Annotated in this window: 8 protein-coding genes; 6 read left to right on the top strand and 2 right to left on the bottom strand. The window is 54.0% G+C overall.

All coding sequences use genetic code 11. The annotated features are described in order from the left end of the window. The first annotated feature begins 17 nt into the window (after positions 1–17). Positions 18–203, top strand: coding sequence for a DUF6485 family protein (locus C2E25_RS10855; RefSeq protein ID WP_103115767.1), 186 nt, complete (start codon positions 18–20; stop codon positions 201–203). Here C2E25_RS10855 and C2E25_RS10860 read toward each other — a convergent pair. Beyond that, a complete protein-coding gene (locus C2E25_RS10860) occupies positions 200–2347 on the bottom strand; it encodes a diguanylate cyclase (RefSeq protein WP_158247220.1) in 2148 nt (715 codons plus the stop codon). The genes C2E25_RS10855 and C2E25_RS10860 overlap by 4 nt on opposite strands. A 20-nt stretch (positions 2348–2367) precedes the next feature. Beyond that, a complete protein-coding gene (locus tag C2E25_RS10865) occupies positions 2368–4407 on the bottom strand; it encodes an HD domain-containing phosphohydrolase (protein ID WP_103115757.1) in 2040 nt (679 codons plus the stop codon). A gap of 283 nt (positions 4408–4690) precedes the next feature. Here C2E25_RS10865 and C2E25_RS10870 point away from each other — a divergent pair, with 283 nt between their 5' ends. The 5 genes from C2E25_RS10870 (at position 4691) to C2E25_RS17320 (ending at position 7054) form a co-directional block, all read left to right on the top strand. After that, positions 4691–4876: a DUF2065 domain-containing protein gene (locus C2E25_RS10870; protein ID WP_103115758.1), complete on the top strand. Its 186-nt coding sequence runs from the start codon at positions 4691–4693 to the stop codon at positions 4874–4876. A gap of 247 nt (positions 4877–5123) precedes the next feature. After that, complete coding sequence (locus tag C2E25_RS10875) at positions 5124–5480, top strand: hypothetical protein (RefSeq protein ID WP_103115759.1); 357 nt, start codon at positions 5124–5126, stop codon at positions 5478–5480. A gap of 126 nt (positions 5481–5606) precedes the next feature. Beyond that, on the top strand, positions 5607–5897 hold the full coding sequence (locus tag C2E25_RS10880) for a YciI family protein (RefSeq protein WP_103115760.1): 291 nt from the start codon (positions 5607–5609) through the stop codon (positions 5895–5897). 129 nt (positions 5898–6026) lie between these two features. After that, complete coding sequence (locus C2E25_RS10885; RefSeq protein WP_103115761.1) at positions 6027–6581, top strand: HNH endonuclease; 555 nt, start codon at positions 6027–6029, stop codon at positions 6579–6581. Further along, complete coding sequence (locus C2E25_RS17320; protein ID WP_146032950.1) at positions 6578–7054, top strand: hypothetical protein; 477 nt, start codon at positions 6578–6580, stop codon at positions 7052–7054. The genes C2E25_RS10885 and C2E25_RS17320 overlap by 4 nt, the downstream gene beginning before the upstream one ends. The last annotated feature ends 173 nt before the right edge of the window (positions 7055–7227 follow it).

Below are 7227 nucleotides of genomic sequence, written 5' to 3' on the forward strand. Positions count from 1 at the left end.
CTGGAACGAGTCCGATGATGACCTGCGGAACGGACCATTGCGCCTGCACCTATACCGCCTGCAGCCGACGCGGCAATTGCTGTGCCTGTGTCGCCCATCACCAGAGCCGGGGGGAGTTTCCCGGCTGTTTCTTCACTCCGCGGGGAGAACGCAGCTATGACCGTTCGCTGCGGAACCTGATTCAGGATCGGGGTGGGAATTAGACCGTGTGCATCTCCGACTGCCAGGTGACGAACCGGTTGCGGCCTTCTTCTTTGGCGCGGTAGAGGGCCCGGTCCGCCAGATCGAGCAGTTCGTAGATGTCTTTGCTGTCGTTGGGGTATTCGGCGATGCCGAGGGAGAGGGTCAGCGTTCCCTCAGGCTGGCTTTCCTCTTCGCCGGGGAAGCTGTCGTTCATGACGCAGGAGCGCAGTTTTTCCGCCGCCGCTTCCGCGCCGTGTTTATCTGTTTTCGGCAGCAGGACGATAAACTCTTCCCCACCGAAACGTCCGACCAGGTCGATGCCGCGGGTATTCTGCAGCAGGATATCGGCCACCTTCTTCAGCACAATGTCCCCCCGCAAGTGTCCGTGCGTGTCGTTGAACGCCTTGAAATGATCGATGTCGGCCATGATCAGGCTGAAATGAGAATGGTAGCGCTGCGCCTGCGCGACTTCGCGCTTGAGAATCATCTGGAAATGTCGTCGATTGGCCAGTCCGGTCAATTCATCGGTATTCGACAGGCTGCGTGCCTGTTCATAGAGCTGGCTGTTCTCGATGGCGATGGCGGCCTGGTTGGCGACCGCCTGGACCAGGTTGATATCACTTTCGGAAAAGGCGTCGGTTTCGATCTTGTGCAGGTTCAGGACCCCGGAGAGACGCTTTTTGACCACCAGCGGCACGCTGACCATTGATCCGCCGCTGTGGCTCTTGCCCTTGTAGCCGAGGTTGCGTTTTTCGTTTTTCAGATCGGGAATGGAGAGCAGTCGCTGGGTCAGGGCGGCTTTGCCGGTGATTCCTTCGTCGAGGCGGAAGGTCATGCCCTGCAGCAGTTCCGGGTCGATGCCGTGGGTCTTGCGCACCAGCAGTTCTTCGCTGCCGGCATTGTAGGTGAACAGCACCATCCGGTCGCAGTGGATCAGATCCTTCAGCACCCCCATCATTCGGTCGAACAGGATGCCCAGGTCGAGGGTCGAGGTCATGGCGCGATTGAGCTGAAACAGGCCCGACATCTCTTTCAGGTGGGCGCGCAGTTCGTGATTGGCGCGTTCGATTTCGGCGTTTTTCGCTTCCAGCAGTTCGCGGTATTTAAGTTCTTCCCGCTGCTCTGTCAGTTGCCGCTGCTGGTCGATCTTCTCCCGGTAGAGCTCGTCAAGCTGGCTCACCATGCTGTTGAAAGATTGGGCCAGCTTGCCGATTTCATCATTTCCGAGGTCGGGCAGACGATAATCGAGCTGTCCGCGGCTGACGGTTTCGGTCGCCTGCAGCAGGGTTCCCAGCGGCCGCAATTGCCCGCGGATGAAGCGCAGGAAGAAATAGCCGAAGAGGACCAGGGCCAGCAGGACGGTGATTGCCGAGCGGGTGGCCAGGCTGCGCACCAGGATGCCGAGATTGCGGGTCGGCAGGCTGACGCCCAGCAGAACCAGGTCCGAGGTTCCCAGGGGGACGGCAAAAAATTGTGTGCGGGTGGTTGCGGTCGTTTTGTTGACCCGGCGTCCCGCGATCAGGCGACTGATTTCGTCGGCGGACAATCGCGGCGGGGAGGCTTCCGGTCGGTTGCTGACCAGGTGGTTGCCGTTACGGTCGAGCAGGTGGCAGTCCCCCCGGGTCGGTTTCATCAGGGAACGGAAGAACTTTTGTCCCAGGGTCCGCCTGATCATGATGTATCGCTGATCTCCGGCTTTGTCCTTGAGGGGTTTGACCAGGACCAGGGCGGGAGTCTCCGGCAGGGCGGGAAAGAAGCGTACCCTGGTCTTGCCGCTGCGCCGGGCATGGGCGACCATCTGCTTCAGCTGCGGTTGTTCAAGGCTTCCGATCTGCTGCTCAGACCAGATACGGGCACTCAGGTCCTGGCTGGAGAGGCCGTTGAGGTGTGCCGCCAGGGGGATGGTCCCGGTTTCTTCGGGGTCATCCGGAGACAGGGCCACCAGCAGGTTGGCGAAGGTTGTCAGCCTTTGCTCCTCGTTTTTAATCGCCATCTCCAGCAGGCTGTGCTGGTCGTCGAGTTGCTGATCAATTGACTCGGAGAGTGAGGCGCTGGTCAGTTGAACCGAGCCGATGGTGGCGGTCAGCCCGAGCAGGACCAGGACCAGGAAAAAGGGCAGCAGGATTTTCTGGGTGAGGGGCAGACGGTTGAACCTTGCGGGCATCGGGAGTCTCATCCTCCGCTTCAGGCTGCCGAGGCTTCTTCTTCAAACATGCGGATGAAGGCCATGGCAACATCGGGATCGAACTGGCCGCCGGCATTGCGGCGGATCTCCTCAATGGTCACCTCGTGACTCAGGGCCTTGCGGTAGGGCCGGTCGGTGGTCATGGCGTCGTAGGTGTCGGCAACCGCCAGAATCCGCGCTTCAAGCATCAGGTCGTTGCCCGCGAGTCCCCTGGGATAGCCGCTGCCGTCATAACGTTCATGGTGCTGCTGGATAATAGCCCGGACATCACTGAGGAAATTGATCGGTTCGAGAATCTTGACGCCGATACTGGGGTGCTGACGCAGGATTTCGATATCTTCACTGTCCAGCTTGGCGGTCTTGTGCAGCAGCGATTCGCAGATGCCGATCTTGCCGATGTCGTGCAGGATGGCCGCCTGTTCGAGCCGTTTGAGGGTTTCCGCCGGCAGGTTCATGAATTCGGCCAGGCGCAGGGCGTAACGTTTGACCCGTTCGGAGTGGCCGCGGGTGTAGGCGTCACTGGCCTCGACCGCCGACACCAGCGCCTGCACCGTACTCAGGTAGGTGCTCTGCTGCTCTTCGTAGAGCCGGGCGTTCTTGATGGCGATGCTGGCCTGGGCGGCGATGGTGGTCAGCAGTTCCAGGTCCTCACCGTCGAAGGAATTTTCATCCCTGCGGTTGGCCATGGTCAGGGTGCCGATGACCTCTTCGCCGATCACCAGCGGGGTGCAGATGACCGTTTCACGGGTGAATCCCAGACGACTGACCCGGCTGAATTCGCGCGATTCATCGATGTTGCTGATCAGCAGCGCCTGGTTGTTCTTGATCACCCAGTGGGACACCCCCCCCGGTTTGATCGGGATGCGCATCCCCTTGTCGATATGCTCGGGCAACCCTTCGGCGGCGCCGATCTTCAGGGTCCAGGAGTCACGGTCGAGCAGCAGCAGGTAGCCGACGCGCGCCTGCAGCGTTTCTACCGAGCGGTGCAGCAGCAGGGCGAAGAGGCGTTCGATATCCATGGTCGCGTTGATCGACAGCCCCAGTTTGTGCAGGGCCTGCAGCCTGCTGACAGCCTCCTCGAGGTTGGTGTTGCGGTCTTCGAGTTCGCCCGCCAGGTCGGCGATCTTGTAGTTGGCTTCCTCGATTTCCTCGATCCGTTCTTCGAGGGTGATGTTGAGATATTCGATCTCCTTGAGGCGTTCCTCAAGGGTGATGTTCATGTTGCGGATTTCATCGTGGTGGGAGAGTTTTTCCTCGGCAATGGCCATCTCCCGTTCGTGATGGACCGTCTGGTCGAGCAACTGCTTGACCCGGTCGATCATCAGGTTGAATTTCTCCGACAGCAGCTCCATCTCGCGGGAACTGCGGATATTGGTGCGGGCCCGCTCGAAATCTCCCTTTTCCAGGAAATTCATGGCGACCGCGAAACGGCGCAAGGGACCGTCGACGTAGAAGAGGATGAACCCGCCGAGGGTGATGATCATGATCGCCGCCATCCCCAGCGAGGTCAGCAGGGTTGCCTGGCGGCCCTTGCGCTGCATCATCGCCATCTCGGAGAGCGAGAGGTGGACATTGAGGATGCCGAGAACCTTGGCTTCGGGATCGTGGCAGCGGTGGCAGGTGGGAGCGTTGTTGATCGGCACCAGGGTGGTGTGGCGGTCCCGACCGTCGCTGTCGTCGATGTAGGAGTAGTTTCCGGAACGATAGGCGAGCAGATCCGAGGCGGCGATCAGGTCACCGGTTTCTTCGGCATCGGCCGAGATCAGAATGCGTCCCGACTCGTCGAAGATCCGGACCGATTCAATGGCCGGTTCCCGGCTGATGCGTTCAAGGATGCGGGCCACCTCGCCGTTCTGACCGCTGGCCATGTTGGCGATGATACTGTTGCGGATCGTCTCGCCCAGCACCCGGCCGTTCTGGTCGGCGAAACGCTGCAGCATCGCCCGCTGGGTGTCGAAGTTGTGCCACACGGCCAGCGCCACCGCGATCAGCATGATCAGGGTCGTCAGCCCGAGGATTTTAATTTTCAGTGAATTCATGCCCGCAACAAAACCCAGTACTGATTTCGACCCCGGTCCCGTCGGAAGACGGGGTCGTTGGCCAAAAGCCCGAATCGTGACCGATCACCCTGTGCTGTCATCGGTCGTCACCAAAGCCAGGTCCCTGTGGTAACGATCGGAAAATACAACGCAATTCAAATCTCATGGAAGCAATCTTGACAGTGAATATGGCAGTTTCTAAACTGCCCTGTCGCAATTGACAGTTGATTTGGTCTGCAATATGCCTGCCATGAAACCCTTGGAATTTTATGAGGAATTTCTTATGAGCCAGTTGCTCATCGCCTGTGGCATCGTCATGATCCTGGAAGGGATTCCCTGGTTCCTTTCTCCGCAACGGATGCGGCATTTCGTCGCCCAGCTGGCGTCCATGCCCGACGCCGCCCTGCGTCTTGCCGCGGTGGCGAGCATGGGGGCGGGGCTGCTGCTGGTGTACCTGGTGACGCGGTAAGAAGTTCAGGGGGATCGCCGCGATTCCGCGAGGTCATAGAAGCCCATTACGAAGTTATTGATCTGGAGGATTGAGAAGGGGATCTATTTGATCTTGTTCATGGTGACGAAACATGTTAGAAAGATAGGTGTTTTATTGATCTGCTGGTAATGGAGGGGACCATGAGCGGAAGGAATCCGCGCCAGAATCAGAAAGCCGCACCCGCTGCCGACGCAGCCGGGGCGGCTTTTTGCGTTTGTGGAGGGATATGGACATCCGAGCGACACTCAAACCGGGGCAGAACGGCACCAAGGAACTGACCCGTCGCTATGGCGACAGGCTGGTCTGTGTCCGTTACCGTTACGACAAGGTTCGGCGGATGCGCTACAAAACCGTCGAACTGATTGTCGAGGCGAAACCCTGGATACCACCCTATACGGAAGGCCCGGCCCGCAAGGTCCTGATACAGGTCAGCTACGGGGAGACGGAGCTGCGCAAAAAGGTCAAGGCGATCGGTGGTCTTTGGGACCCGGTAAAAAAAGCCTGGGTTCTGCAGTTGCAACAGGTTCGGGATCTCAAGCTCGAAAAGAGAATTGTGCAAACCCCGGAGAAACTCGAGTTCTGAAGATTGGTAGATGTAGAAATATTATTGCTAGAAATAGAAGCTGATGCGCAGATTTAGAAATTGTTTCTACATCTGCAAATTCCGCCTAATCCCTGTTAAGCGGCAAAATATATAAAAGGAAAAAATATGTTCATAGTTTCTCTGTCATATATTAAGCCTATTGAAGAAGTAGAGTTGCACCTTGCAGAACATATAGAATATTTAAAAAAACAATATGAAAAAAAGGCATTTATTGCATCTGGAAGAAAGGTGCCCAGGACAGGCGGCGTTATTCTTTCAAATGTAGAATCAAAAAAAGAATTAGAATCAATTTTAGGCGAAGACCCGTTTCATAAAAATGAAATAGCAAAATATGAAATCACAGAATTCATTCCAACCATGACGCTACCAGAATTCTCATCATTAATACAAAATTGAATTCAAAAAAGCCGCTTAACAATCCAATGAACCGGACTGTCAATACATGGGTGCTTCTCGAAAAGGTCTCTACGAGTTTCAACTTCCTGTCGCAGCCGGTTATCACTAACCGATATGTGAAAGAAATAAATGCCCAAACGAGAATACAAGACAGTAAGAGAAAGGCTATTCTGGTCATACGCAAATCTTGCGATGGCCCATACCGCTGTCGATAGGAATCAGGAAAAATATGCCACATTCAACTACATGATAAGGGCAAAACTATATAAAGGACTTTGTGATGGCACCATGAATGTCAGAACATTATTTGATGATGAAAAAATCAAATTATTATCTGGCCAGAAATGCAGCTATTGTGGTTCTCCAAAAAATTTGGCTCTCGATCATATCTTCCCGCAAAAATTTGGCGGCAAAGATGCCGGCGACAACTTGATTTATGCTTGTAAATCCTGCAACAGTTCAAAAGGAAAAAAAGATTTGATGGAGTGGATGAATTCAAAAAATCAATTTCCACCATTAATGATTCTGCGTCGGTATTTGAAATTGATAATTGAGTTTTGCGACAAAGAAAATCTTATGGATTCTCCCATTGAAAAATTACGCAATCAAAATTATCCCTTCAACATCGAACTTGTACCGATAAATTTTCCCAAACCAAATCTACTGACGATGGTAATGGAATGAACACAAAAAGGACTAATCCAGAATCATTACTTAATATTCGGAGAATTGATTCCCCAAAAAACCATGGATTTCAAGTCCATATCGTTCGGCAAGGGAAGGAACGTACAAAAATGTTTAGTGACTCTGTATATGGGGAAAAGGAAGTTGCAAGAGAGGCAGCAATTCTTTATCGGGATGCACTAATGAAAGAATTGCCACCATCATATACTGAGCTTGGCATACAAACCTCGACCAGAAGCAATACTGGATATACTGGAATCTCATACACATTTGGACGTAGCAGCGGAAGTGCTGGTAAAAAATTGCCCTGTTTTTCAGTTACGACACGTTCACAACAGGGAAAAGCTGTTAACAGGTCAGTGTTTATTGGTGACAGAGGTTATAAAGCTGCACTCGAAGAAGCAATTCAAATCAGATCAACGATATTGGCAGAAAGAGAAAAAAAGGTCTTGGAAGAGAAAGCAAAATTGTAAAGATCACATATCAATTGTATTCAGCAGACGGCGAGAACGTCGGCGGCGCTGACGCGGAAAGTTTGGGTGGCGCCGCTGCTGATACATGGCGTTATGTGAAAAAAATATGGAAACAATACATCCTTTTGCAAAAGTCTTAGCTTGAAGCGTTCAAGACTTTACCAGTAAGGCTG

It is taken from the genome of Geothermobacter hydrogeniphilus (genome assembly GCF_002898515.1).
In the GTDB taxonomy this organism is placed as follows: domain Bacteria; phylum Desulfobacterota; class Desulfuromonadia; order Desulfuromonadales; family Geothermobacteraceae; genus Geothermobacter_A.